The organism is Pseudomonas sp. O230, assembly GCF_045447035.1.
Lineage (GTDB): Bacteria > Pseudomonadota > Gammaproteobacteria > Pseudomonadales > Pseudomonadaceae > Aquipseudomonas.
Genome location: NZ_JBJGXN010000005.1, coordinates 179,906 through 205,800 on the forward strand (window position 1 = coordinate 179,906; position 25,895 = coordinate 205,800).

Genomic DNA, 25,895 nt, shown 5'->3' on the forward strand with positions numbered 1-25,895 from the left:
TGAAAGCGTGGGCCGGTGCGGCCCACACGGATGGATCAAAGGTCGTGGTGCAGGTATTTCGCCTGTTTCGGCAGGCGCAGGCTGAACAGGAATGCCACCGCCATCATCACCGTGACGTACCAGTAGAAGGAGTTTTCCATGCCCACGGCTTTGAGGCTCAGCGCGACGTATTCCGCCGATCCGCCGAAGATCGCATTCGCCACCGCATACGCCAGGCCAACGCCCAAGGCACGCACTTCCGGCGGGAACATTTCGGCTTTTACCAGGCCGCTGATCGAGGTGTAGAAACTGACAATCGCCAGCGCCACCGTGATCAGCACAAACGCCAGGAACGGACTGCTGACGCTTTTCAGGCTCAACAGAATCGGCACGGTGAACAGCGTACCCAAAGCACCGAACCACAGCATTGAGCTCCGTCGGCCAATCTTGTCGGCGAGCATGCCGAACAGCGGCTGCATGCACATATAAAGGAACAGCGCGCCGGTCATGATGTAACTGGCGGTCTTGGCGTGCATGCCGGCAGTGTTCACCAGGTATTTCTGCATGTACGTGGTGAAGGTGTAGAAAATCAGCGAGCCACCGGCGGTGTAACCGAGCACCGTAATGAAGGCGGCTTTATGGTCGCGGAACAACGCGCGGATGCTGCCGGCGTCCTTGTTATCGCGCATTTCCTTGCTGCTGGTTTCTTTCAGCGAGCGACGCAGGAACAACGAAATCAATGCGGCCACCGCGCCGACCACAAACGGGATCCGCCAGCCGTAGGCACGCAGGTCATCTTCGGTGAGGAACTGTTGCAGGATCACCACCAGCGACACCGCCAGCAGTTGCCCGCCAATCAGCGTCACGTACTGGAACGAGGCGAAGAAACCGCGCTGGCCCTTGAGGGCGACTTCGCTCATGTAGGTGGCGGTGGTGCCGTACTCGCCGCCCACCGACAAGCCCTGAAGCAAGCGCGCAAACAGCAACATGATCGGCGCCCAGACGCCGATGTCCTTGTAGGTCGGCAGGCACGCGATGAGCAATGAGCCGAAGCACATCATCAGAATCGAAATCAGCATCGAATTCTTGCGCCCGTGCTTGTCCGCGACACGGCCGAAAATCCAGCCGCCAATCGGTCGCATCAGGAACCCGGCGGCGAACACGCCCGCGGTGTTGACCAACTGCACCGTCGGGTTATCGGACGGAAAAAAGGCCGGGGCGAAATAGATCGCGCAAAAGGCGTAGACGTAGAAGTCGAACCATTCGACGAGGTTGCCGGACGAGGCGCCGACAATCGCGAAGATCCGTTTACTGCGCTCTTCACCGGTGTAGTGCTCTGTTGAAGCGGGGATCGTTGTCATTGTTTTTTCACTCGATGGGGACAGTGAGAGTCTAGACACACTTCGCAACAGTCCCGTTCCGCAGATGCCCAAGCAACGCAGATCCCTTGTAGGAGCTGGCTTGCCAGCGATGGACGCAAGAGCGACACGGTTAACCAATCAATACGCGTCATCGTTAACGACCATCGCCGGCAAGCCGGCTCCTACACAGGGTTACGGTGTTCTCAATAGTCGAAAAACACCGTCTCCGCATCGGTGCCCTGCAGGATCACGTTCCATTGATAAACGCCGGACGCATCCGGCTTGGCCAGCAGCGTCGTGCGCCGCTCGGCCGGCACGCATTCGAGCAATGGATCGTGGACGTTCGCCGGCTCGCCATCAAAGTAAATCCGCGTCAGCAAGTGCTTCACCAACCCGCGCGCAAACACCAGCACCACCAGGTGCGGTGCCTGGGTCGAACCTTTCAGGCCTTCCACCGTACCCGGCTTGATCGTGGTGAACCGGAAGCGTCCTTCGGCATCCACCGGCACCCGGCCAAAGCCTTCGAAGTTCGGGTCCAGGGGTTTGTCCTGATCGTCTTCAGGGTGGTCGTACTTGCCGGCGGCGTTGGCCTGCCAGACTTCCAGCATCGCGTCGTTGACGATGTCGCCGTTGCCATCGACGACTTGCCCGGTGATCGCTACACGCTCGCCGAGGGTTTGTTCGACGGTGAGGTTTTCGCGGTTCAGCCAGGTCAGGCCGATGTGGTAATACGGCCCGACGGTGTGGGACGTAGTCGCAGTCAGCGTCATCTTATTTCTCCATCGGCGTGGCATCGCGGCCGCGCAAGACGATGTCCCAGCGATAACCCAGGGCATAGGAAGGGATGGTTTTTTCCAGGTCGAAACTGGCGATCAAGCGTTCTTTGGCGCGGGTATCGGGCACGCAGTTGTAGATCGGGTCGTACGCCAGCAACGGGTCGCCGGGGAAATACATCTGCGTGACAAGGCGCGTCAGGATGCTCGGCCCAAACAGCGAAAAATGGATGTGCGCCGGACGCCAGGCGTTGTGGTGGTTGCCCCACGGGTACGCACCGGGCTTGATGGTCTGGAATTGATACCAGCCATCGGCATCAGTCACGGTGCGGCCGGTGCCGGTGAAGTTCGGGTCCAGCGGCGCGTCGTGCAAATCGCGGGCATGGTTGTAGCGCCCGGCGGCGTTGGCCTGCCAGATCTCCAGCAGAATCCCCGGCACCGGCCGACCGTTTTCATCCAGTACGCGGCCGTGAATGATGATGCGTTCGCCCAATGGCTCGCCCGTGTGCTGGGCGGTCAGGTCATTGTCCTTCTCGTTGATGCGCTCGGCACCGACCGTAGGGCCAGTAATTTCCGACAGCGAATGGGGCAGAAACACCAACGGCTTGGACGGCGAGCGCAGGTTGGTAGATTGATAAGTCGGGTGCAGGTAGTCCGGCTGGGTGCCTTCCTGTGGGCGACGGTAACCAGGCTTGTCAGTCATTTCGCATTCCTCTGTTCTTATTGTCACTGCTGCGCGTCAGACGCGTTCGATCGCCAAGGCCAGACCCTGACCGACGCCGACGCACATGGTCGCCAAACCTTTCTTGCCACCGGTTTTTTCCAGCTGATGCAACGCGGTCAACACCAGGCGTGCACCGCTCATGCCCAACGGATGGCCCAAGGCAATGGCACCACCGTTCGGGTTGACCTGCGCCGCGTCGTCCGCCAGGCCCAGTTCTCGCAACACCGCCAAGCCCTGGCTGGCGAAGGCTTCGTTGAGTTCGATCACGTCGAAATCGCTGACCGCCAATCCGAGGCGTTCGGTCAGTTTGCGCACCGCCGGGACCGGGCCAATGCCCATGACACGCGGTGCGACACCGGCGCTGGACATGCCCAGCACTTTGGCGCGAGCCGTCAAACCGTGTTTCTTCACCGCTTCGGCCGACGCCAGAATCAGAGCGGCCGCACCGTCGTTCACCCCCGACGCATTGCCGGCAGTGACGGTTTTGTCGGGACCGTTGACCGGTTTCAATTTGGCCAGGGTTTCCAGCGTGGTGTCGGCGCGAGGATGTTCGTCCTGGCTGACTACGGTTTCACCCTTCTTGTGGGCAATCCGCACTTCAACGATTTCTTCCGCGAAAAATCCTGCGGCTTGCGCAGCGGCAGTGCGCTGCTGGCTGCGCAGGGCGAACGCGTCCTGATCCTCGCGAGACACTTCGTAATCGTCGGCCACATTGTCGGCGGTCTGCGGCATCGCATCGACGCCGTACTGGGCCTTCATCAACGGGTTGATGAAACGCCAGCCGATGGTGGTGTCTTCGAGTTTCATGTTGCGCGAAAACGCAGCATCGGCCTTGCCCATCACGAACGGTGCGCGGGACATCGACTCGACGCCGCCAGCAATCGCCAGCTCCATTTCGCCACTGGCGATGGCGCGGAACGCGGTGCCGATGGCATCCATGCCGGAAGCGCAGAGGCGATTCAGCGTCACGCCCGGAATGGTTTCCGGCAACCCCGCCAGCAACAACGCCATGCGCGCCACGTTGCGGTTGTCTTCACCGGCCTGGTTGGCGCAGCCGAGGAACACCTCGTCCACAGCGTTCCAGTCCACCGACGGGTTGCGTTCCATCAATGCCTTGATCGGCACGGCGGCCAGGTCGTCGGCGCGAACCGCCGACAGGCCGCCGCCGAAACGGCCGATGGGGGTGCGAATCGCGTCGCAGATATAAACGTCACGCATCACGCTTCTCCGGGTGCTTGGCCGTGGGCGGCGGCGGTGCGGGCTTCCAGATCCCTGAGCGCTTTCAGTTCGACCTCGGTCGGCTCGGCGGTGTGTTCAACGGTGTCGGCGAAACGAATCGCCCAACCGGTGGCCGCAACCACTTGCTCGCGGGTCACGCCAGGGTGCAACGCCGTGACCACGAATTCATGGGTACCCGCTTCCGGTTCCATGATGCAAAGGTCGGTGATGATGCCGACCGGACCGGCGCCCGGCAGCCCCAGACGTTTGCGCGAATCACCGCCCTCGCCATGACCGACCGAGGTGATGAAGTCGAGTTTGTCGACGAAGGAACGTGCCGACTGTTTAAGAATGATCAAGACGCTTTTGGCCGAACCGGCAATCTCTGGCGCGCCACCGGCGCCCGGCAGACGGACTTTCGGTGCGTGATAATCGCCGACCACCGTGGTGTTGATGTTGCCGAAGCGGTCAACTTGCGCGGCGCCGAGAAAACCAACGTCGATGCGCCCGCCCTGCAACCAGTAGCGAAAAATCTCACCGGTCGGGACGACGGTGTCAGCGGTTTCCGCCAGCTCACCGTCACCGATCGACAGCGGCAGTACACTCGGCTTGGCACCGATCGGACCCGATTCGTAGATAAGTACTACATCCGGCGAAGAAGTCAGACGCGCCAGGTTGGCCGCTTTCGAAGGCAGGCCGATACCGACAAAGCACACCGAACCGTTCTTCAAGCGACGGGCGGCGGCGACGGTCATCATTTCATTGGTGGTGTAAGTCATTACTTCGCCTCCGATGCAGCGGCCAGCTTGGCCTGGAACTCGCTGAAGTCAGCGCAGCCATGGATGTATTCGTTGATCCACGCGGTGAAGGTGTCACGGTCGCGGGCAATCGGGTCCCAGGCTTGGTAGAAACGGTTATCGCGTTCGTTGTAACCGTGGGCGTAGGACGGATGCGCGCCGCCAGGGACGTGGCAAACCGCGCTCAAGGCCCAGGTCGGCAGCACGCAGGAGTTCATCGGTGCGTTGAGGTCGTCGACGATTTCTTCGACGGTGACAATGCAACGCTTGGCAGCCAGTGCGGCTTCTTTCTGCACGCCGAGAATGCCCCAGAGCAGCACGTTGCCTTTACGGTCGGCTTTCTGCGCGTGAATCACGGTGATGTCCGGACGCACCGAAGGCACCGCCGCGAGGACTTCGCCGGTGAACGGGCAAGTGACGGTTTTGATCAGCGGGTTGACCTTCGGCAGGTCGGACCCGGCGTAGGCACGCAGCACGGCGAACGGCAGGCCGGAGGCGCCAGCGACGTAGGCATTCGCCAGGTCGGCGTGGCTGTGTTCTTCGATTTCCAGCGCGTGCGGCCACTGCTTCTCGACCGCATCACGCAGACGGTGCAGAGAGCCGACGCCCGGGTTGCCGCCCCAGGAGAAAATCAGCTTGCGAGCACAACCGGCGCCGATCAACTGGTCGTAGATCAGGTCAGGTGTCATCCGTACCAGCGTCAGATCTTTCTTGCCCTGACGAATGATTTCGTGACCCGCCGCCGTAGGGATCAGGTGAGTGAAGCCTTCGAGCGCAACGGTATCGCCGTCGTTAACGAATTGCTTCACCGCGTCGTGCAGCGAAAGGATTTCAGCCATGGGGCAGGCTCCCGTTTTGTTATGAACCGACAGTGGTAGAAAAAGGCGCGATGCGCGCGCCGGATGACTAGAGAGTAAGCCCCATAAAAAACCCAAACAATCCGATAATCGACTAAGCGTTCGTTTATCGAACAGATTGTTGTCTCGCTACCTATCCCTAAAACTTCGTCGGAACACCGTCCGGAGCTCGCTCTCACATGGATCACGCGCAATCTGTGGGAGCGAGCCCGCTCGCGAAGAGGCCATCAAAACCGCTTGAGATTTCGGATCAGACTGTCAGGTCGCATCTGCATGACTGACCATGCCCTTGATCACCACTGCCGTGGTCGCCAATGCCGCCGGAATCACCAGCGCCGTCAGCACTTGCTCAAAGTTCCAGCCCAATCCCAGCAACGTCGCGCCCATCCACGCACCGAGGATCGCACCAAACCGACCAATCCCGAGCATCCACGACACGCCCGTCGCCCGCCCTTGAGTCGGATAAAACCGCGCCGCCAAAGAAGGCATCGCCGATTGCGCGCCGTTGACACACATCCCGGCCACCAGCACCAGGGTTGCCAATAGCGTGATGTTGCCCAGGCTCTGCCCTACCGCGTAGGCAAACACCCCGGCCAGCAAGTAGAAAATGCCGATGACTTTGTGCGGATTGAACCGGTCCATCGCCCAGCCCACACCTACTGCACTCAACACGCCACCGAACTGGAACAACGCGCCGATAAACGCCGCTTGCTCCATGCTCGCGCCACTGTCACGCATCAACGTCGGCAGCCAACTGGTCAGCAGGTAAACGATCACCAGGCCCATGAAGTAGGTCAGCCACAACAGCAAGGTGCCGGTGCTGTAAGTGCCGGAGAAGATCACCGCCAATACGTTGCGAGCCTTCACGGTTTTCTGTTCCGGCACGCTGAAGCTTGAAGCCTGGGCAACGACCGTCGGATCAATCGGCGCCAACGCCTTGCGCACCTTGTCGGTGCCACGATTGCGCACCACCAGGTAACGTGCCGATTCCGGCAGCCAGAGCAGCAAAACGACGGCGAGGATCAGCGGCAGAATTCCGCCGATCAGCAACAGGCTGTGCCAGCCGAACGCCGGGATAAGCTTGGCCGAAATAAACCCGCCGCCGGCCATGCCGAGATTGAAGCCGCAAAACATGCTGGTCACCAGCAGGGACTTCTTGCGCTCCGGGGTGTATTCCGACAGCAACGTCGTGGCGTTCGGCATGCCGGCGCCAAGGCCCAGGCCGGTGAGGAAGCGCAGTACCAGCAATTGATCGACATTGCTGCTGTAAGCCGACGCCAGGCTAAAGGCGCCGAACAACAGCACCGCGCCCACCAGTACGACTTTTCGCCCGAAACGGTCAGCCAACGGGCCGGAACCCAGCGCGCCGAAGACCATGCCGATCAACGCCGCACTCATCACCGGGCCAAGGCTGGCGCGATCGATGCCCCAGTCCTGGGACAGTGCCGGCGCGATAAAACCCATGGCCGCGGTGTCGAGGCCATCGAGGAAGACAATCAGGAAACACAGGATCACCACTCGCCACTGGTAGCGCGAAATGGGTTGAGCATTGATGAAGGACTGCACGTCGAGGCAGTTTCCTACAACAGACTGAGGCTGGTTCATTATTTTTATTCCACGCAAGAACGCAGTCGGACAGGTGCCAGCCTGGGCTGGCGCTGCCGCGACATTAGTGATCCTGGGGAAAGTGCGTCAATTCGTTAAACGCGAGTCTGGGCGATTATCGAACAGCTTAGGCAAACAACTGAGCGCTGAGGTTGCGACTGGCACCCAGCAGACCCGGCAGGAAACGCTGCTCCAGCTCGTTGCGGCTGACCCGCCCGGCGTGCGTGCTGACGTTGAGCGCCGCCACCACTTGCCCGGAAGCGTCGTACACCGGAACGGCAATCGAACGCAGGCCTTGTTCCAGTTCCTGATCGACGATGCACCAACCTTGTTGCCGCACTTCCTGCAGGCATTCGAGCAGCGCCTCGGGGGTATGCAAGGTGCGGCTGGTCTTGGCTTGCAGGTCTGCATGGTCGAGGTACTCACGCAGCGAAGTGTCGTCCAGTGCCGCGAGAAGAATTCGGCCCATCGAGGTGCAATAGGCTGGCAGGCGTCCACCTACCGACAGGTCCACCGAGATCAAACGCTGAGTGGTCGCCGAGCGGGCGATGTACAAAATGTCGTCGCCTTCCAGCGTGGCCATGTTGCAGGCCTCGTGGAGTTGCTCGCTCATGCGGTCCAGGTAAGGCTGGGCAGACACCGCCAGCGGGGTCGAGGACAAATAGGCATGGCCGAGGGTCAGCACTTTGGGCAGCAGCGAATAGGTGCGACCGTCGGTGGTGGCGTAGCCGAGTTTGATCAGGGTGTGCAGGCAACGTCGCACAGCAGCGCGGGGAATTTCCGTGCGGTGACTGATCTGAGCAATGGTCAAATGCCGTTTGCGCTCCTGGAACGCTTGCACCACAGCCAGGCCACGGGCCAGCGACGTCATGAAATCCGGATCGCCGGTCAGGGCCTGGATCCGCTTGGCGGGCGACGCAACGATCGGCGGCGCGACTGAAGCGAAGGAATTACGCATTTGCTCATTCATATCAGGTCCTTTTCCCACACCGATTGGCGACGGCTATTACAGGCGGCTCCGGGTTCGGCACACAAGCCACAGGCAGCCAAGAATGGGCGATTATCGAACAGGCGACCGATAATCGCAATCAGCCCTATAGACGCGTCACTCACTGTGCAGGTTTCGTCTCGTTTCCTATTACATGTTTACCTGCGCTTGAATCCGCCGTTAAAGTCCCCCATGTAATGCTTTAACTTGTTCGACTTAATGACGCCAGAAAGTCATCACTGCTAAGTGACCGCAAAACTTTCAAGTAACAAAACAATCACACATGGCCATTCATTTTTAACTCGTTGGCGATAGTGTTCTGCCAATCGACCGCTATAATGCAACTCAGTGACGACTTGGCTTTTACTTGCCGATTGCGTCACCCGGCAGCACGATGTTCCATCGAGGCTGCCCGCAACAAGTGCCTGTCGTTCATTTCATATGCTTCGCCAGCACGCTCACTGAAACAGGAATCTGATGCTACGTCAGCCGTTTTGCTCTGGTGCCGTGGCCGCCTGCAACATGGAAGTATTGATTGCACTGCCCTATGACGAGGCCTTTGCGGGCACTGTCCTTTCGGCGAGCGTGGTCAATGCATTTGATGCAGCGCGATTTACCAGAATTAATCTCAACCCATACAGGTAGCACTGTGACGAAAGACGAACTGCGCGCGGAACTTGAGCGCCAGGAACAACGTTACAAGGAAGTTTACGGCGGGGAAGTCACCACCTACGCCGCTCAGCCCGAACCGGAACGCAAACCCTGGCGTAAACGCGCCACCGTTCAGGACCAGGCGTTCACCCAGGAACTGCAGAAGATGGAAAAGGAACTCAAAGCCGAAGAGCCATGATCGCCTCGGCCTGACTCCTTTAAAGGGCCTGCGTCTGCCCCCGTTAAAAGCGGGAGCAATGATGTTGCCATTCGCGCCCGCTACGAGCGGGCAGCGGCCTCCTCATCCATCTGATGAGGCAAATGGCTCATGTCTGGCCCTCTTCTCAGATATTTCACACAAGCGTTCAAGCCTCTCACCTTCAGGAGAGAAATCCTTGTGTCTGCGGGCTTTTCAAATAAATTCAACGACTTGCAAAACCCGGGGAAAGCCTGATGCCTGGGCTATTGCCGCAAACTAATTCGTTGAAGAATGTTACCGATGAGCAGCTAGTGCATCGATTAGCAGTCTTTTCTGGCATAATCGCGCCCCCTTATGACCGGGTCAGAAAACCTTCATGATCGATTTATTCAGCGGACTGGATGCTTGGGTGCTTGTGAGCCTCTTGCTCGCCCTCGCCTTTGTCCTCGCCTTCGAGTTCATCAACGGCTTTCATGACACTGCAAACGCGGTGGCCACTGTTATCTACACCAAAGCCATGCCGCCTCATCTGGCGGTGTTCTTTTCCGGTGTGTTCAACTTTCTCGGCGTGCTGCTGGGCGGTGTTGGCGTGGCGTATGCCATCGTCCACCTGCTGCCGGTAGAACTGCTGATCAATGTGAACACCGGTCACGGACTGGCCATGGTGTTCTCGTTGCTTGCCGCGGCCATCACCTGGAACCTGGGCACCTGGTACTTCGGTATTCCGGCCTCCAGCTCCCACACGCTGATCGGTTCGATCCTCGGGGTCGGACTGGCAAATGCCCTGCTCAACGACATCCCGTTGGCCGATGGCGTGAACTGGCAGAAGGCGATCGATATCGGCGCCTCCCTGGTGTTCTCGCCAATGGCGGGCTTTCTGGTCGCCGCGCTGATTTTGATTGGCCTCAAGTGGTGGCGCCCACTGTCGAAGATGCACAAGACGCCGGAACAGCGCCGCAAGATCGACGACAAGAAGCATCCGCCGTTCTGGAACCGCCTGGTATTGGTGATTTCGGCCATGGCCGTGAGTTTCGTGCACGGTTCCAACGATGGTCAAAAAGGTATCGGCCTGATCATGCTGGTGCTGATCGGCATCGTCCCGGCGCAATTCGTGCTCGACCTGGGCAGCACGACGTACCAGATCGAACGCACTCGCGATGCCACCTTGCACCTGAGCCAGTTCTACAAACGCAATACCGATACGCTGGGTGAATTCCTCGCACTGGGTAAAAGCGTGGAAGGTGATCTGCCGGAGAAATTCCGTTGCAACCCGCAGCAGACCGAGCCGACCATTTCCGCCCTGCTCGACACCCTTAAAGGTGTGGCCGATTACCACTCGCTGTCGTCGGAAAGCCGCATCGAAGTGCGTCGCTACCTGCTCTGCCTGGACGACACGGCCAAGAAAGTCAGCAAACTGCCAGGCCTCGCGCCGCGTGAAAAGGCCGACCTGGACAAACTGCGCAAAGACCTGACCACCACCACCGAATACGCCCCGTTCTGGGTAATTCTGGCGGTTGCACTGGCCCTGGGCCTGGGCACCATGGTCGGCTGGAAACGCGTGGTACTGACCATTGGCGAGAAGATCGGCAAACAAGGCATGACTTACTCCCAGGGCATGTCGGCGCAGATCACTACGGCGAGCCTGATCGGCATGGCCAACATCTTCAGCCTGCCGGTGTCCACCACCCACGTTCTGTCCTCGGGCGTGGCCGGCACCATGGTCGCCAACAAAAGCGGCTTGCAGGGCGGCACCGTCAAAACCATCCTGCTGGCCTGGGTCCTGACCCTGCCAGCGACCGTGGCCCTGTCGGCCGGCCTGTTCTGGCTGGCGTCGAAGGCACTCGGCAGCTGATACATCGCTGCAACGAAAAAGGCGCGTTCCGTGAGGTTCGCGCCTTTTTTACGCCCTGCAAAAAACTCTGTATCACCCATAAATCGCAGGCAAAAAAAAGGGCAACCGAAGTTGCCCAAAATGCCTTGCGTGCTCATTGCATCCAGAAAGACCTACGGTTTTTTCCGTTTGTGCGAATCCTTCCAGATAAAAAATCCAAACCCTGCGAAAAACAGAACCATGAGGCCGACTGTCAGCACTCCGGCGATCACCACGTTGTCGAAAAACATGACTGGCCTCCTGCACTTGCCCTGTTGCGATAGGGCTAAGTTAACCAATCAGGCAGGAGAGAAAATTGACCGGGATCAATATCGCCCGAGACTGGGCGCAAAGGAGGGGGAAAACTGATCTGTATCAACGGATGTGCGGGGGTTAACGCTTTTTCGGTTTGCTCTTCGGTTTCTTCTTCGCTTTGCCTAACGGCATTGCCTGTTCAAACGCCTGGCGCACTTCATTCAGGCGCTTTTCGTTGAGGTCATGAACGCGTTTGGTGCGTTCGGTATTGAGGTCGATCAGTTTGTCGTCTTGGCTCATGGTCTTCGTGCATCGCGTGAAATGAAGTTCAACTGCCGCAGCGCTCGGCAGGATTGCGCCAATAATGCGGTCTGGCGATGGCGCTGACCAGTCACCGGCGTCACAGCGGCTTAACAAAATATGTGCTCGCGGCGTTTTTCAACGCACAATCGCGACTTTGCGATGGACCCAAAGGACCCGCGCCGTGGAACTGCACCAGGATCTGCCCCCCTTGATGGCCCTGCGCGCCTTCGAGGCCGTGGCGCGTCATTTGAGTTTCATCAAGGCCGCCGATGAACTGTCGGTGACCCAAAGTGCAATCAGCCATCAAGTGCAGAAACTGGAGCAATTCCTCAACCAGCGGCTGTTTATCCGCCGCACCCGGGCCATTGATCTGACTCCAGCTGGCGAAGCGTACTACCGGAAGATTCAGCCGGCCCTGGCATCCATTGCCCTGGCCACCCGTGAACTACGGGGCAATGAGCGCCAGGAAACCACCCTGCGCATCGGCCTCCTCGCCTCGTTCGCCACCCTGTGGCTGGCGCCGCGCCTGGCCAGTTTCAACGCGCACCACCCGCACATCCATGTCGAACTCCTTCCTTCGGTACAACTGGCCGACGTCGGCGGTGGCGAAGTCGACCTGGCAATCCGGTACGGCAAGGGTGGCTGGCCGAAAGTGCAGGCCCGACGCTTCATGCTGGAAACGCTGACACCGGTCTGCAGCCCGGCGTTCAAGGCCAAGGGCACCGACCAAGGTCCGTTGCTCATGGCCAAGTCGCATCAACCGTTCGAGTGGATCGACTGGAGCGCGCGCAACGCCATCGACCTCAGCCACTGCCCCAGCGTCATGCTCCACGACTACAACATCGTCGTCGAAGCCGCCGTGGCCGGCCAAGGCATCGCCATGGGGCGTCTTCACTTGATCGAACGCCGGCTCAAGGACGGCTCGTTGGTAGAAGCCTTCGCCACCCCACCGTTCATTAGCGATATAGGGTATTGGCTGGTCACGCCCGAACGGCCGTCGAGCCACGCCGCAGAGCGTTTCAGCGAATGGCTTAATGAGATGGTCGACGCATGAGTAATTTGAATACATCGAATTAGATCTATCCGTTTGTCGCGCTCATCGTCCACCCACATGCTGAAGCCTTCATTCAGGAGGATTCACCATGACCGACTCGCTCGCCCACCGCGTCCAGCAACTTGGCTTGAGCCTGCCGACACCGAGCCAGCCCATCGCCAATTACGTCAACCATGTGGTCAGCCAGAACCAGCTTTTCATTTCCGGTCAGATTCCGTTACTGGACGGCAAACCGGCGTTCATCGGCCGACTCGGCGAATCGATCTCCGATGAAGAAGGGGCCAACGCCGCCGAACTTGCTGCATTGGGGCTGCTCGCACAACTGAGCAATGCGCTCGGTGATGACCTGTCGAAACTGGTGCGTATCATCCGGCTCGGCGTGTTCATCGCCAGCGCCCCGGACTTCCCGCGGCAAGGTGCGGTCGCCAACGGCGCGTCCAACCTGCTGGTGAATGCCCTCGGCGAAAAAGGCCGGCATGTGCGCACGGCCGTCGGCGTGTCGAGCCTGCCTGGCGGCGTGGCCGTGGAAATTGACGCGACTTTCGAGCTACGCCCATGAACCTCGGCGAAGTTGAGCGTTTGCGAGCGGCAACACCCGGTTGCGCCAGCGTGATTCACTTCAACCACGCCGGCGCCTCGTTGCCCAGCAAGGCCACCCTCGACGCGATCATCGAGCAACTGCGACTTGAAGCCCGTTGCGGCCCCATGGAAGCCGCCAATCAGAGCGTGCAGGCCCGCGCTCGCAACGCGGCGGCCCTGCTGCTCAATGCAAACACTGAAGACATCGCGTTCGCCAGCAGCGGTTCGGCGGCCTGGGGCATGGCGTTCAATGCGTTGGGGCCGTGGCGGGACGGTGAGCGAATTCTGGTCGGACGCCATGAATGGGGTGGCAATCTGGCCTGCATCGCCCGGGCCGTCAGCGCCGGAGCACGACTGGAGGTGATTCCCTGCGATGAGTCGGGCGCGGTGTCCGTGTCCGCCCTCAAGCAGATGATCGACCCGGATGTGAAGCTGATCGCACTGACCTGGCTGCCAGCCAACAGCGGCCTGATCAACCCGGCCGAGGCCATTGGTGCCGTAGCGCGCCAGCACGGCATTGCCTACTTCATCGACGCCGGCCAGGCGCTGGGGCAATTGCCCTGCGACGTGCAGGCGTTGAACTGCGATGTGCTCAAGGGCGCCGGGCGTAAATTCCTCCGCGGCCCGCGGGGAACGGCGCTGATGTACATCAAACCGGGGTTTCTCGAACGGCTCGTGCCCGGCCATCTGGACGTACTTTCCGCCCCGTGGAACGGCGCAGGCTTCTGCGTGCGCGACGATGCGCGGCGGTTTGAAACCAGCGAAGTGTCGGTGGCTTTGCTGGCCGGGCTGGCCAATGCGCTTGAGGAGTGCAACCGCTTGGGTGCGATGCGTATTCGTCAGCGGATCGATGGGTTGTGTCATCACCTGCGCGAACGCCTCGGCACAATCAGCGGGCTGACGTTGCACAACCTGGGGCCCGCCGATCAGCAATCAGGTTTGATCGCCTTCACGCTCAAGGGTTGGGACAGTGTCGACCTGAAGCAGCAACTGGCCCAGCGAGGGATCAACATCGGCGCCAATGGAGTGGCCTATACGCCGCTGGACATGCAGGCCCGAGGGCTGGAAAGCATTGCGCGGATTGCCGTCAGTTACCTCAATACCGAACAGGAAATGGATGCACTGCTGAACGCCCTCAACGAGCTATCCCTCATTCAAGGCTAAATCTGAATGTCCACCCACAACCCCTGACGCGGCTCGTCTTCAATCAGCGGCGCTACCGGCACAGTGTTGTCGGCGTTGAGCTCGGTACCGGGAATCGCCAGGTGTTCTTCCGGGTTTTCATCGGCCTCGCGACGACGCCGTTGCTGTTCCTGCTTGCGGCGCTGTTCCTCGCGCAGCTGAAACGCCGCTTCTTCCGGGTCGCGTTGTTGCAGGTCGATCGTGCTTTCGTTGGAGCTTTCCTGCACCGGTACAACGGGCGGAATATCCGGGCGCTGGCGGATCGGGTCGTGCTGTGAAGTGATCGGCACGGCACTCAAGGGGAGCATCGGTGGCAGCATAATTATTTGTCTCCTGTCAGCAGGCTGTCGGCTGCGGGGATGGCGACTTGAGCCATCGGTCGCAAACTGTGACCTGATTGGCACGAACAAGTGCCCCGGCCAGCACACGCATCAAGCGGTGAACTAACGTAAGACTGTGAGTTTTTCTGAGAGTCCTTTGGCCCTGAAGCCCTCATTCCGTTAAGATAGCCCGCTTTTTCAAGGTGGGAGTCAGGCAGCATGGCGCAGCAGTATCAACCGGGGCAACGCTGGATCAGTGACAGCGAAGCCGAGCTGGGTTTAGGCACCGTTCTGGCACAGGACGGCCGCTTGTTGACCGTGCTCTATCCGGCCACTGGCGAGACTCGCCAGTACGCGCTACGGAATGCGCCCCTCACTCGCGTGCGGTTTTCGCCGGGTGACTCCATCACTCACTTCGAAGGCTGGAAACTGACCGTGCAGGAAGTCGACGACGTCGACGGCCTTCTGGTCTACCACGGTCTCAACGCGCAGAACGAAGTGGTCACACTGCCTGAAACCCAGTTGTCGAACTTCATTCAGTTCCGACTGGCCAGCGACCGTTTGTTCGCCGGGCAAATCGACCCATTGGCCTGGTTCTCCCTGCGCTACAACACCCTGGAACACACCAGCCGCCAATTGCAGTCAGCGCTGTGGGGCCTGGGTGGCGTGCGTGCGCAACCGATCGCGCACCAGTTGCACATCGCCCGTGAAGTCGCCGACCGCATTGCGCCGCGGGTATTGCTGGCAGACGAAGTGGGCCTGGGCAAAACCATCGAAGCCGGTCTGGTGATCCATCGTCAACTGCTCTCGGGTCGCGCCAACCGTGTGCTGATCCTGGTTCCGGAAAACCTGCAGCACCAGTGGCTGGTGGAGATGCGCCGCCGCTTCAACCTGCAAGTCGCGCTGTTCGACGAAGAACGCTTCATCGAAAGCGATGCCGCCAACCCGTTCGAAGACACCCAGCTCGCGCTGGTCGCTCTGGAATGGCTGGTGGAAGACGAAAAGGCCCAGGACGCGCTGTTCGCCGCCGGTTGGGACTTGATGGTGGTCGACGAAGCCCACCACCTGGTGTGGCACGAAGACAAGGCCAGCCCGGAATACTCGCTGGTGGAACAGTTGGCTGAAGTCATTCCCGGCGTATTGCTACTCACTGCGACCCCGGAACAACTGGGTCAGGACAGCCACTTCGCGCGTCTGCGCCTGCTCGACCCGAACCGTTTCCATGACCTGCACGCCTTCCGCGCCGAGAGCGAGAACTATCGCCCGGTGGCCGAAGCCGTTCAGGAGTTGCTGGACAAAGGGCGCCTGTCGCCTGAAGCGCACAAGACCATTCACGGTTTCCTCGGCAACGAAGGCGAAGCGCTGCTGACCGCCGTCAATGACGGCGACACCGAAGCCAGTGCCCGCCTGGTCCGCGAACTGCTAGACCGCCACGGCACTGGCCGCGTGCTGTTCCGCAACACCCGTGCTGCAGTGCAAGGCTTCCCGGAACGCAAACTGCACCCGTACCCGTTGCCCTGCCCCGCCGAATACCTCGAACTGCCGCTGGGCGATCACGCCGAGCTGTACCCGGAAGTCAGCTTCCAGGCCCAGCCGGATGCCAATGAAGAAGAACGTTGGTGGAAATTCGACCCGCGCGTCGAGTGGCTGATCGACCAGCTGAAAATGCTCAAGCGCACCAAAGTGCTGGTGATCTGCGCCCATGCCGAAACCGCCATGGACCTGGAAGACGCTCTGCGCGTGCGCTCCGGCATTCCGGCCACGGTGTTCCACGAAGGCATGAACATCCTTGAGCGTGACCGCGCCGCCGCTTACTTCGCCGATGAAGAATTTGGCGCGCAAGTGCTGATCTGCTCGGAAATCGGCAGTGAAGGTCGCAACTTCCAGTTCTCGCACCACCTGGTGCTGTTCGATCTGCCGGCGCACCCGGACCTGCTGGAACAGCGCATCGGTCGTCTCGACCGGATCGGCCAGAAGCACATCATCGAACTGCACGTGCCGTACCTGGAAACCAGCCCGCAAGAGCGGTTGTTCCAGTGGTACCACGAAGCGTTGAACGCATTCCTCAACACCTGCCCGACCGGTAACGCCTTGCAGCATCAGTTCGGCCCACGCCTGCTGCCGCTGCTGGAAAACGCCGACGATGGCGAGTGGCAAGCGCTGATCGACGAGGCCCGCAGCGAGCGTGAGCGTCTGGAAGCCGAACTGCACACCGGCCGTGACCGCTTGCTGGAACTCAACTCCGGTGGTTCGGGCGAAGGCGATGCGCTGGTCGAGGACATTCTTGAGCAAGACGATCAGTTCACGCTGCCGATCTACATGGAAACCCTGTTCGACGCCTTTGGTATCGACAGCGAAGACCACTCGGAAAACGCCCTGATCCTCAAGCCGAGCGAAAAAATGCTCGACGCCAGCTTCCCGCTGGGTGACGACGAAGGCGTGACCATCACTTACGACCGCAACCAGGCGCTGTCTCGCGAAGACATGCAATTCATCACCTGGGAACACCCGATGGTGCAGGGCGGCATGGACCTGGTGCTGTCCGGTTCGATGGGCAACACCGCCGTCGCGCTGATCAAGAACAAGGCACTGAAACCGGGCACCGTGTTGCTGGAACTGCTCTACGTCAGCGAAGTGGTCGCGCCGCGCTCGCTGCAATTGGGCCGGTACCTGCCACCCGCCGCGCTGCGCTGCCTGCTCGATGCCAATGGCAACGACCTGTCGGCCCGGGTGTCGTTCGAAACCCTGAACGATCAACTGGAAAGCGTGCCGCGTGCCAGCGCCAACAAGTTCATCCAGGCCCAGCGCGATCAGCTGACGCCACGGATCAACGCCGGCGAAGAGAAGATCTTCCCGCGTCACGCCGAGCGCGTGGCCGAGGCGCAACGTCGCCTCGCGGCTGATACCGATGAAGAACTGGCGCGCCTGACCGCGTTGCAAGCGGTCAACCCGACCGTACGCGACAGCGAACTGGTTGCCCTGCGCAAACAGCGTGAACAAGGCCTGGCGATGCTCGACAAGGCTGCGTTGCGACTGGAAGCGATTCGGGTGTTGGTGGCGGGTTAATCGCCCTGCCCCCCTCTCGTGCACTGAAAAAGGCCCGCAGCGATGCGGGCCTTTTTTTGCCTAGAAAAACCCCAACCTCCGCCCCCCCTGTAGGAGCCGGCTTGCCGGCGATAGCGCCCATTCAATCACCACCAAGTTCAAGGGCCTCATCGCCGGCAAGCCAGCTCCTGCAAGTCTTCGGTCGTAATCTCCTACGCGGTGACCGCCGGGATTTGCGGCTCGACCACCGCCACCAAACCCTCCTTCATCCGCTTGGCATCCCGCACAAAACACCGCGACGCCATGAACAAAAACACCATGGTGAAGAACAGCGCCACCGGAATCAGGTACATCGCGTCATGCAGGCCAACCGCCTTGAACGCTTCGGTCATTTGTTCGGCGCCCGCCGCCAGCATCGCCGTATGCGCGAAATGATCGGACAAACCGCCCACTACCACCGGCCCCAACCCGCCGCCCAGCAAATACAACCCAGCGAAGAACAACGCCATGGCCGTGGCCCGCAGCCGCGGCTCGACCACATCCTGAATGGCCGTGTAAACACAGGTGTAGAAGTTGTAGGCAAACAACCAGCCCAGACTGAACACCGCGACAAACACTCCGATCTCGATTCGCCCGGCATGCAACGCCCATGCGGTACACACCGTCGAGACGATCAGGCTGAACGCCGCAAACAGCAGCCGCCCATTGGCCACCCGCTGGTGAATCTTGTCCGCGACCCAGCCGCCCAACGTCAGGCCGAACAGCCCCGTCACACCGACGATCACCCCGGTCGCCACCGCCGCTTCATGCAACGGCATCAGGAAATAGCGTTGCAGCATCGGCACCAGGAAGGAGTTGCAGGCATAGGTCGCAAAGTTGAAACACAACCCCGCCATCACCAGCCACAGAAAGGTCGGCACCGCCAGCACCCGGCGGATCGGCCGGTCCACACGCTCTTGCGAGACTTGCACACTTTCCGCTGCGCCACGTTTCGGTTCTTTGATGAAGAACATGAAGACCGCCAGGATCAGCCCTGGCACCGCCGCGATGAAGAACGGCGCGCGCCAGCTATCGAACGCCTTGACCATCCAGCCGATGGTGAAGAACGCCAGCAGCAGGCCCAACGGCAGCCCCAGCATGAAGATACCCATCGCGCGCGCGCGGCGGTGGGCCGGGAACAGGTCGCCGATCAGCGAGTTGGCGGCCGGTGCGTAGCTGGCTTCACCGATGCCGATGCCCATGCGCACGATCAGGAAACTCCAGAAACTGCCCACCAGCCCGTTGACCGCCGTCAGCCCGCTCCAGGCCGCCAGCCCCCAGCCCATCAACTTGGCGCGCGAGCCCGTATCGGCCATCCGCCCTAAAGGCAGGCCAGCAATCGCGTAGACGAGGGTGAAGGCAGTCCCGATGATCCCCAGTTGAAAATCGCTGAGGTGCCATTCCATGCGGATCGGCTCGATGATGATGGCGGGAATGGTGCGGTCGAAGAAGTTGAACAGATTGGCGAGGAACAGCAGGAACAGAATGCGCCAGGCATTCGCCGCTTGGGTCGAGTTCTGCATGGGTCCGTCTCTTTTATTGTTATTGGGGCTTCACTGCCGACGCATCCGAGCCCGGAGCCTGCAATCTAGTCAGGCCCGCCAGAGCTGTCTGTAATTATTCGTAAAGCTGATACCGCCCCATGGAACCCGGCGCTGTGCGTGCAACAATTTATGTCTAAGTGATCCAAAATTCATTCCAAAAAGATCGAGGTCAATATGCCACCACGGCTTGCGACCTTTGCATGAGTTCTATACTCCAACGCATTCGCCAGCGTGCAAGACGCGGCCAGGACAAGACGAGGCGCGCTATGGAGTGGCTTGGTTTGCGTTTTATTACCGAGCTGACAGCACACGGGCAGGTTGTCCTCAATTGCACTCATGACCCCTTTCTGGTGCTACTGGCCTATCTGGTCGCCTGCGTAGGCGGCTTCGCCACGCTGGACATGGCCGAACGGGTCGGTCATTCGGAAAACCCTGCTTCTCAACGGCTCTGGCGCTGGGTGGGTGCCGCCTGCCTCGCGGGCGGGATCTGGGCCATGCACTTCATCGGCATGCTGGCATTTCAGGCGCCGGTCGAGATTCATTACGAACTGCCCATCACCCTTGCCTCCCTGTTCATTGCCCTGCTCGCCTCGTGGCTGGCGATGCACACCCTCAGTCATCCTCGCCTGAGTTTTTGGCAGTACGTCCAGGCGGCCATTTGCATCGGCCTGGGCATCGCAACCATGCATTACGTGGGCATGGCGGCGATGCGTTCGAATGCGATGACGTATTACCAACCAGTGCTGTTCGCCCTTTCCATCTTCATCGCCATTGGCGCCAGCCTCGCGGCGCTGTTGCTGTCGAGCCGCTTGCGTGAAGGCTCTGGCCTGTCCCATCAATGGGTCAAATTCAGCGCCAGCCTGGTGCTCGGGGCGGGCATTGTCAGTATGCATTTCACCGGCATGGCCGCCTTCACCCTGGTGCTACCGACCGCAAACCTGCTGAACGGCAGCCTGCAGACCTTGCCCGGTGACAACAATCACCTGCAACTGGGGCTGACGGTGGCGGTCATCACGCTGCTGATCATTGGCAGCAGCATCAGCGCGGCGCTCGCGGACAAGAAACTGCAACACAAGGAACGCGACCTGCAACGGGTCAACACGCTGCTCTGCCAGCTGGACCAGGCGCGCATGTCGCTGCAACAGGTGGCTAACTATGACGCTCTGACCAGCCTGATCAACCGGCGCGGCTTCAACCAGATCTTCGCCGAGAAGCTACTCCAGAAGACCAATGAAGGCGGCATGCTCGCGGTGATGTTTCTGGACATCGACCACTTCAAGCGGGTCAACGACAGCCTCGGCCATGACGCCGGCGACGAATTGCTCAAAGTCCTGGCCCAGCACATCAAGGGCTCGGTACGCAGTCACGACGATGTGGTGGCGCGCTTCGGCGGTGACGAGTTCTGTCTCCTCATCAGCCTGCATGATCGCGACGAAGCCCGGCACATGGCCCAGCGCATCATGCTGAAGATGAAGGAGCCCATCGAGTTATCCGGGCGGCGCATGGTCATGACCACCAGCATTGGCATCAGCCTGTTTCCGGACGATGGCACCACCTGCGAGGAACTGCTGAAACACGCTGACCTAGCGCTGTACCAATCCAAGGACGACGGGCGCAACGGCCTGAATTTCTTCAGCCCGAACCTGAAAACCCGCGCCACGCTGGAGCTGCAACTGGAAGAGGAACTGCGCCAGGCTTTGCGTGAGAACACCGGGCTGATCCTGCATTACCAACCGATTTACGATTTGCAAACCGCACAGGTCAGCAAGCTGGAAGCGCTGGTCCGCTGGCAACATCCGATTCACGGGCTGCTGGCACCGGACCGTTTCATTCCCATCGCCGAGGCTCACGGGCTGATTGCCGAGCTGGACAATTGGGTGCTGCGCAAAGCCTGCGAGGACCTGGGTGAGTTGTCACGTCAGGGCTGTGAGGCTCTGCACATCGCCGTCAATTGCTCACCGCTGAACCTGGCGCGCGAAGACCTGGCCGATGAAATCGAACACGCGTTACGCACCGCCGGCGTGGCGCCGCAACGACTGGAACTGGAAGTGACCGAGAACGCGCTGATGGGCAACATCGCCAATACGCTGGTGTTGCTGCGCCAGATTCGCGCCCTCGGCGTGTCGTTGTCGATCGACGATTTCGGCACCGGTTATTCCTCCCTCGCCTACCTCAAGCGCCTGCCGCTCAATACGCTGAAGATCGACCGCTCGTTCATCCTGGATATTCCCAAGGCGACTCAGGACATGGAAATCGTTCAGGCGATTATCGTCATGGCCCACACCCTGCATTTGCAGGTGGTCACCGAAGGCGTCGAAACCCTTGAGCAATACGAGTTTCTCCAGCGCAACGGCTGCGATTTCGTCCAGGGCTATCTGCTCAGTCGCCCGGTGCCGCTGGCGGAGCTGCGTCCGGTGCTGAGCGAAATCAACCAGCGCAAATACGAACACACGGTCAGTCTGCCAAGTCTGGCTCGCGGTACAGCTGCACCAGCGTCGACGGATCTTTTTCCAGGAATCCCTGGCTACCATGCAAGCGCATCAATTGTGCGGCCAATCCGCTGATGGGCGTTGCCGAACCTTGCTCACGGGAAAATTTCACCGCAGTGTCGAGGTCCTTGAGCAGCGTGCGCACGTGCCACTTGACCGGTTCGAAGCGGCTTTCGGCCATTTGCGGGGCGAGGATCTGCAACGGTTTTGAATCGGCAAAACCGCCGGCCAGCGCCTGCGCAATCAGGCTGGCCTGCACGCCGGAACGTTCGGCCAACGCGACCACTTCGGCGATAACCAGTGCGTTGCAGGCGACGATCATCTGATTGCACGCCTTGGTCACCTGCCCTGCCCCGACCGCGCCCATATGCGTGACACGTTGGCCGAGGCTGAGCAGAACCGGTCTGACGCGTTCCAGGTCCTCGGTCGCGCCACCCACCATAATTGCCAGGCTCCCGGCCTCGGCACCGATAACGCCACCGGACACCGGAGCGTCCAGCCAACGCATGCCGGTCTGACTGGCCAATTGCGCCGACATTTCCCGCGTCGCGGTGGGTTCCAGGCTGGAAAAATCCACCAGCAACTGGCCGCTTTTCCCACCCTCGGCCACCCCGGCCGGACCAAACACCACCTCGCGCACAACTGCTGTGTCGGCCAGGCACAACATCAGCACATCGGCGTGCTCGCACAGCTCGGCGGGCGTGGCAACTTGTCGCGCCCCCGCCTCGACCAGCGGCGCGCATTTGGCCGGGTTGCGATTCCACACCGTCAGCGCAAACCCTGCAGCCAGCAGACGCCGGCACATCGGCAAGCCCATCAGGCCGATCCCGGCAAAACCCAACGAAGGTAGTGTTGACATCATTTGGCCTTCTTTTTCATTAAAGATCGTCAAATATTGGCCGATTCATCATGACTAAGGAAAGGATTCCCCCGAGTGATGTTCAGGCCCAGTCCCTGACGCTTGGGCCCAATACGCGCTGAAAAAATGACGCGAGACCCCATCCGTGATGGTTTGACGACGCTTTGTCGTCCAGCCAACCAGCCCAGGTACATGGCGCACAATGACTTCTAAAAACAATCCGGCCACTGCGATATCCGATCTGACGCTGAGCCCAGCGGCAAACAGCCCCACGCCGTCGAAGCCATTGAGCCCCTCGCGCCCGTTGTCGACGCAGCAATACCTGTACTTCACCGAAACCAATACGGACCGCATCCTCGATAACCTCGACGGCCTGCGCGACATGGTGTTCCCACGCCCGCCGCACCTGGAAGGCGATAGCGAGCAGCACAGCGATCAGGAATTCCCGTCGGTGTGCCTGATCGGCCTCGGTCGCTGCGGCTCGAACATCGCACTGGACGTCGCAGAGCTGGTATACAACGCCCGCAAGTTCTACCTCAACGAATTCAACAACGAAGATCGCCTGTCGCCGGACAAGCGCTACGCCGAAAAGGGCTACAGCCCGGCCCAGTGGATTCGCAACAACCTGCGCCTGGGGCCGAACAAGGCCACCAAACCGGTGTTCCTGGTGGAGCCGCTGGTCATGCTCGGCGACCTCGACAAAGACATCGCCGGTCGCATCCGTTTCTCGCGCAAGGGCGAAAAAAGCGGCTTCCTGCGCGACTACAGCAAAATGAAAATCATGGACTTGTCGGAAGTCCACGCCGGTGGCGCCGGTAACGCGCCGATCCTCGGTCAGTACCTGGCGAAGATCATCCTGAACAAGGACACCCAGCGTTTCTCCAGCCCGGACTGGAAGATGATTCACTCGTACCTGATCGACAGCTGCGGCATCAAGGCCAACCAGTCGCGCCTGTATTTCTCGATCTTCAGTGCCGGCGGCGGTACCGGTTCGGGCATGGCCTCGGAATTCGGCCTGGCCCAGCAGCACTCGTACATGAACAAAACGTTCGACACCAAGCCGATGGACGAGCACGACGGCAAGAGCGGGCATTCTTTCGTCTTCGAACCGATCTTCACCAGCGGCATTTGCGTGCTGCCGAACATTTCCGACCACCGCAGCGAAATGTCCGAGGCGCTGCACATCAACGCCGGTCGCCTGCTGTGCAAATACCTGTCGGAAGAATGGGACTTCTCCTACAACTTCGCTAACGAAGACAGCAGCGAAGCCAGCGTCATGGGCCGTATCCGCCCATGGAACGCGATGATGCTGATCTCCAACGACATCATGCGGTATGCCGAAGAAAGCGATGACGGCAACATCCAGAACATCGATGTCAACGCGATGGAAAAGCACGCCAACCAGTACATCTCACAACAGATCTTCAACATTCTGACGGCGCAGGCGGTTACGACTGACTACGACCAGAACTATTTCCGTCGCGCCGGCATCGACATCGGCGAAACCATTCGCCTCGACGCCAACGACCTGTTCATGAGCCTGGCCGGCCCGGTGGCGATTGCCTACGCCGAGTCCGTGGTCCCGGAAACGCCACCGCCGAGCAGTGACAAGTTCAAGGTGTTCGAGAAAGAGCCGCAGCGCTTGAATATCGATGACCTGTTCTTCCGCTCCATCGACCTGCCGCACTTCAACAAAGTGACCCAGGCCATCGAAGGCATCAGCCTGCTGCCGATCGAGTCCAAGCGCTATCGTGCTTCGCTGGAGCAGTACAAGAATTCCGGTTACGACGCGGCCGCGTTGCACGACCTGCACTTCTTCAAGAACTGCTCGTCGGTGGTGTCGATCGTTTCGTTGCCGAAAGACTACAAGTTGTCGTACATGGACCTGAACCGGTTGAAGACCCACCTCAACAGCCTGTTCCCGAACACCACGCTCAAGCGCTATGCACTGGTGATCGGCGCGTCGGCCAACTTGTCGCTGACCACGCTGATCGCCAAGAGCCCGTGCCTGTCGGACGACTTCCTGACCCTGATCGTGGCCTTCATCAAGCGTTGCTTCGCGAAGAACCCGTACCGCTTCGACGACACGCTGGATAACTCGATCCTCGACTTCATCATCAACGAGGAATTCGACGAAGACCTGATCGACGACTTGCTGAACGAGTTCGAAAACCCGGCGAAGATCCTCGATACCAACTGGTATGCGATCAAACCGATGTACGAGAAGAAGTACCGCGAGCTGATCAACGACAAGGACAAGTTTGTCTCGATCAATGACATTCGCCTGTCGCGCGATTGCGTGAAGAAGGCGATCAAGTACCTGCGCGAGATCTACCGTCACCGGATTGGCAAGACCAAGGTTATTTCGCTGAATAACCACACCGGTAAAACATTCTCCGTCTGACTTGACACCGCGTCGCCCCCATCGCGGGCAAGCCCGCTCCCACAGTGTCCGTGTCGTGCATAAAAATCATGAACGCCACTGAACCTGTGGGAGCGGGCTTGCCCGCGATGGGGCCCTGCCTGGCCTCGCAAAACCCAAGACTTACAACATCCAGAAACAATTAAGCAGCCCATCGGCTGCTCAATAAACTGTTCCCGTTACGTTTACGTCACCCTCGCCAAGACCCTTCTGTGGCCTTTCTCTACGGCAACATGCCATCACGCTACTCGGCTACACACTTTTAAGCGGCAAACTCACGCACTCATTCGGTGCAAGACTTCACTTCGTCGCCCTTTCCTGGATCAGAATCCACGGCGAAACCACTACTGCCCACAGCTCCGGATCGCGTTCAAAAAGATCCAGCGCCCGCGTTTCAGAGAGCTTGGTGACCTTGTCGGCGGCCAGCCAGGCAGCCACTTTCTCGCCTTCGTCGGTGGCCACCGCCTCGGCCGCAGCGATCAAATCCAGACCGGGGTCGACCCACAATAGGGCACCCTTGGCGAAGAAGGGTTCCAGCTCTTTCCAGGTAATAGATGCGGTTTCACCAAGCAGCTTGGCATAGAGGGTGCTAGGTTCTTGAGTCATGGGTCCTGTCCGGAAAAGAAATCGATGTGGATGATAACGTCGGTGGTCTGGCAGAAAAACCCGGATGCAATTGAGTCATCGATTGAAAACTGCAGGAAAGCCAAGGATTGCTGAGAACTCAGCTACAACCCCCGCCGCAATTCTGTCTTTTTCTTTCAAAAAAGCGACACCCTCAG

Annotated in this window: 22 protein-coding genes; 8 read left to right on the top strand and 14 right to left on the bottom strand. The window is 59.9% G+C overall.

Annotated elements, in window-relative coordinates:
- Positions 1 to 35 precede the first annotated feature (35 nt).
- The 8 genes from ACI77H_RS12135 to pcaR form a co-directional block, all read right to left on the bottom strand.
- Positions 36 to 1,340 carry an MFS family transporter gene (locus tag ACI77H_RS12135; protein WP_407012124.1) on the bottom strand — a complete coding sequence of 435 codons (1,305 nt, stop codon included), beginning with the start codon at positions 1,338 to 1,340 and terminating at the stop codon, positions 36 to 38.
- A 203-nt stretch (positions 1,341 to 1,543) separates the two neighbouring features.
- A complete protein-coding gene (gene pcaG / locus ACI77H_RS12140) occupies positions 1,544 to 2,110 on the bottom strand; it encodes a protocatechuate 3,4-dioxygenase subunit alpha (RefSeq protein ID WP_407012125.1) in 567 nt (188 codons plus the stop codon).
- Position 2,111: 1 nt separating this feature from the next.
- On the bottom strand, positions 2,112 to 2,816 hold the full coding sequence (gene pcaH, locus ACI77H_RS12145; RefSeq protein WP_407012126.1) for a protocatechuate 3,4-dioxygenase subunit beta: 705 nt from the start codon (positions 2,814 to 2,816) through the stop codon (positions 2,112 to 2,114).
- 36 nt (positions 2,817 to 2,852) lie between these two features.
- A complete protein-coding gene (pcaF, locus tag ACI77H_RS12150; protein ID WP_207286332.1) occupies positions 2,853 to 4,058 on the bottom strand; it encodes a 3-oxoadipyl-CoA thiolase in 1,206 nt (401 codons plus the stop codon).
- The gene (locus ACI77H_RS12155; RefSeq protein ID WP_150630975.1) at positions 4,055 to 4,834 is read right to left on the bottom strand and encodes a CoA-transferase subunit beta; all 780 of its coding nucleotides are present in this window, start codon (positions 4,832 to 4,834) and stop codon (positions 4,055 to 4,057) included. The genes pcaF and ACI77H_RS12155 overlap by 4 nt, the downstream gene beginning before the upstream one ends.
- On the bottom strand, positions 4,834 to 5,691 hold the full coding sequence (locus tag ACI77H_RS12160) for a CoA transferase subunit A (RefSeq protein ID WP_059407998.1): 858 nt from the start codon (positions 5,689 to 5,691) through the stop codon (positions 4,834 to 4,836). The genes ACI77H_RS12155 and ACI77H_RS12160 overlap by 1 nt, the downstream gene beginning before the upstream one ends.
- Positions 5,692 to 5,967: 276 nt before the next feature.
- Positions 5,968 to 7,314 (bottom strand): MFS transporter, encoded by a 1,347-nt coding sequence (locus tag ACI77H_RS12165; RefSeq protein WP_407012127.1) that lies wholly within the window; start codon positions 7,312 to 7,314, stop codon positions 5,968 to 5,970.
- A 127-nt stretch (positions 7,315 to 7,441) separates the two neighbouring features.
- On the bottom strand, positions 7,442 to 8,284 hold the full coding sequence (gene pcaR / locus ACI77H_RS12170) for a pca regulon transcriptional regulator PcaR (RefSeq protein WP_407012128.1): 843 nt from the start codon (positions 8,282 to 8,284) through the stop codon (positions 7,442 to 7,444).
- A gap of 667 nt (positions 8,285 to 8,951) precedes the next feature.
- Here pcaR and ACI77H_RS12175 point away from each other — a divergent pair.
- Both ACI77H_RS12175 and ACI77H_RS12180 read left to right on the top strand, forming a co-directional pair.
- Positions 8,952 to 9,152 (top strand): hypothetical protein, encoded by a 201-nt coding sequence (locus tag ACI77H_RS12175; RefSeq protein WP_007935837.1) that lies wholly within the window; start codon positions 8,952 to 8,954, stop codon positions 9,150 to 9,152.
- 376 nt (positions 9,153 to 9,528) lie between these two features.
- Complete coding sequence (locus ACI77H_RS12180; RefSeq protein ID WP_407012129.1) at positions 9,529 to 11,004, top strand: inorganic phosphate transporter; 1,476 nt, start codon at positions 9,529 to 9,531, stop codon at positions 11,002 to 11,004.
- 152 nt (positions 11,005 to 11,156) lie between these two features.
- On the opposite strand, the gene ccoM is transcribed toward ACI77H_RS12180, so the two are convergent.
- Positions 11,157 to 11,273, bottom strand: coding sequence for a cytochrome c oxidase subunit CcoM (gene ccoM, locus ACI77H_RS12185; protein ID WP_007906619.1), 117 nt, complete (start codon positions 11,271 to 11,273; stop codon positions 11,157 to 11,159).
- Between the two features lie 142 nt (positions 11,274 to 11,415).
- Positions 11,416 to 11,577: a hypothetical protein gene (locus ACI77H_RS12190; RefSeq protein ID WP_407012130.1), complete on the bottom strand. Its 162-nt coding sequence runs from the start codon at positions 11,575 to 11,577 to the stop codon at positions 11,416 to 11,418.
- A 184-nt stretch (positions 11,578 to 11,761) separates the two neighbouring features.
- Between ACI77H_RS12190 and ACI77H_RS12195 the strand changes: the two genes are divergently transcribed.
- The 3 genes from ACI77H_RS12195 (at position 11,762) to ACI77H_RS12205 (ending at position 14,377) form a co-directional block, all read left to right on the top strand.
- The gene (locus ACI77H_RS12195) at positions 11,762 to 12,634 is read left to right on the top strand and encodes a LysR substrate-binding domain-containing protein (protein WP_407012131.1); all 873 of its coding nucleotides are present in this window, start codon (positions 11,762 to 11,764) and stop codon (positions 12,632 to 12,634) included.
- A gap of 88 nt (positions 12,635 to 12,722) precedes the next feature.
- Positions 12,723 to 13,193, top strand: a complete 471-nt coding sequence (locus ACI77H_RS12200; protein WP_407012132.1) for a RidA family protein — start codon at positions 12,723 to 12,725, stop codon at positions 13,191 to 13,193.
- Positions 13,190 to 14,377 (top strand): aminotransferase class V-fold PLP-dependent enzyme, encoded by a 1,188-nt coding sequence (locus ACI77H_RS12205; RefSeq protein WP_407012133.1) that lies wholly within the window; start codon positions 13,190 to 13,192, stop codon positions 14,375 to 14,377. Before ACI77H_RS12200 ends, ACI77H_RS12205 begins: the two co-directional genes overlap by 4 nt.
- On the opposite strand, the gene ACI77H_RS12210 is transcribed toward ACI77H_RS12205, so the two are convergent.
- Positions 14,374 to 14,715, bottom strand: coding sequence for an aspartate-semialdehyde dehydrogenase (locus ACI77H_RS12210; RefSeq protein WP_150630984.1), 342 nt, complete (start codon positions 14,713 to 14,715; stop codon positions 14,374 to 14,376). The genes ACI77H_RS12205 and ACI77H_RS12210 overlap by 4 nt on opposite strands.
- A gap of 219 nt (positions 14,716 to 14,934) precedes the next feature.
- Between ACI77H_RS12210 and rapA the strand changes: the two genes are divergently transcribed.
- Positions 14,935 to 17,781 (top strand): RNA polymerase-associated protein RapA, encoded by a 2,847-nt coding sequence (gene rapA / locus ACI77H_RS12215; RefSeq protein WP_407012134.1) that lies wholly within the window; start codon positions 14,935 to 14,937, stop codon positions 17,779 to 17,781.
- A 191-nt stretch (positions 17,782 to 17,972) separates the two neighbouring features.
- Here rapA and ACI77H_RS12220 read toward each other — a convergent pair whose 3' ends face one another.
- Complete coding sequence (locus ACI77H_RS12220) at positions 17,973 to 19,322, bottom strand: spinster family MFS transporter (protein WP_407012135.1); 1,350 nt, start codon at positions 19,320 to 19,322, stop codon at positions 17,973 to 17,975.
- A 287-nt stretch (positions 19,323 to 19,609) separates the two neighbouring features.
- Between ACI77H_RS12220 and ACI77H_RS12225 the strand changes: the two genes are divergently transcribed.
- Complete coding sequence (locus tag ACI77H_RS12225) at positions 19,610 to 21,907, top strand: putative bifunctional diguanylate cyclase/phosphodiesterase (RefSeq protein WP_407012136.1); 2,298 nt, start codon at positions 19,610 to 19,612, stop codon at positions 21,905 to 21,907.
- On the opposite strand, the gene ACI77H_RS12230 is transcribed toward ACI77H_RS12225, so the two are convergent.
- On the bottom strand, positions 21,798 to 22,694 hold the full coding sequence (locus tag ACI77H_RS12230; protein WP_407012137.1) for an NAD(P)-dependent oxidoreductase: 897 nt from the start codon (positions 22,692 to 22,694) through the stop codon (positions 21,798 to 21,800). The genes ACI77H_RS12225 and ACI77H_RS12230 overlap by 110 nt on opposite strands.
- A 199-nt stretch (positions 22,695 to 22,893) precedes the next feature.
- Here ACI77H_RS12230 and ACI77H_RS12235 point away from each other — a divergent pair, with 199 nt between their 5' ends.
- The gene (locus ACI77H_RS12235) at positions 22,894 to 25,095 is read left to right on the top strand and encodes a hypothetical protein (protein ID WP_407012138.1); all 2,202 of its coding nucleotides are present in this window, start codon (positions 22,894 to 22,896) and stop codon (positions 25,093 to 25,095) included.
- A gap of 318 nt (positions 25,096 to 25,413) precedes the next feature.
- Here ACI77H_RS12235 and ACI77H_RS12240 read toward each other — a convergent pair whose 3' ends face one another.
- Positions 25,414 to 25,719: a DUF2288 domain-containing protein gene (locus ACI77H_RS12240; RefSeq protein ID WP_407012139.1), complete on the bottom strand. Its 306-nt coding sequence runs from the start codon at positions 25,717 to 25,719 to the stop codon at positions 25,414 to 25,416.
- Between the last annotated feature and the right edge of the window lie 176 nt (positions 25,720 to 25,895).